1 protein-coding gene is annotated in these 571 nt (G+C 53.8%); it reads left to right on the top strand.

The genetic code is table 11. The features are described from left to right. Positions 1-376 precede the first annotated feature (376 nt). Positions 377-571 (top strand): replication/maintenance protein RepL (locus tag PSH54_RS20555; RefSeq protein ID WP_273607008.1); only part of this gene is annotated, 195 nt, incomplete at its 3' end.

Below are 571 nucleotides of genomic sequence, written 5' to 3'. Positions count from 1 at the left end.
GTTCACTGAGACGGGGAGGCAAGCGTGGTAGCCGGCCAGGCGGAGCCATTTTTTTTCCGTAGTAGCAAATCTGGCCGGTGGCCGGAGGTCCCGGCCTGCCAGGCATCGGCCGCCGCGCAGCGGTCGGCCCGCCTGGCTTCTGACCGGAGCGAACCCCGGAGGGGTCGCGCAGGGACATAAGAAGAGAGTGAAATTTGGTGTTTTTTGGCTTAAGTCATTGATATTTATGAATATGAGTGATTTTAGCCAGTCGGTTTTTTCCGTGTTTGCTGTCGGTTTTTTTAGTGTTTGCTGTCGGTTTAAAACCGACTCTGGTTTTTGGAGATCGGATCTGTAGAATGAGAACCTAGATGCGAATCGCTTGGGAAACCGACTCATGGGTGACTTGGAAAAGCTAGTGGCCCCGGACCCTCAAAAGGCTGTCGAAAGATCGCGCGGAGGGACCACCAGCAAGAAGCTGAAGGCGATCTCGCATAGGAAGCTTCTCGACACAGAGACAGGGGAAGTCGTCGAAGTCGGCCATGTAGAACTACAAGAGCGTGACGCGAATTTTGAGAAGATATGGCTAGGC

Origin of the sequence: Pseudoalteromonas sp. Angola-30 (assembly GCF_028599215.1) — a bacterium.
Classification (GTDB): domain Bacteria; phylum Pseudomonadota; class Gammaproteobacteria; order Enterobacterales; family Alteromonadaceae; genus Pseudoalteromonas; species Pseudoalteromonas atlantica.
This window is presented reverse-complemented; position numbering and strand designations above follow the sequence as displayed.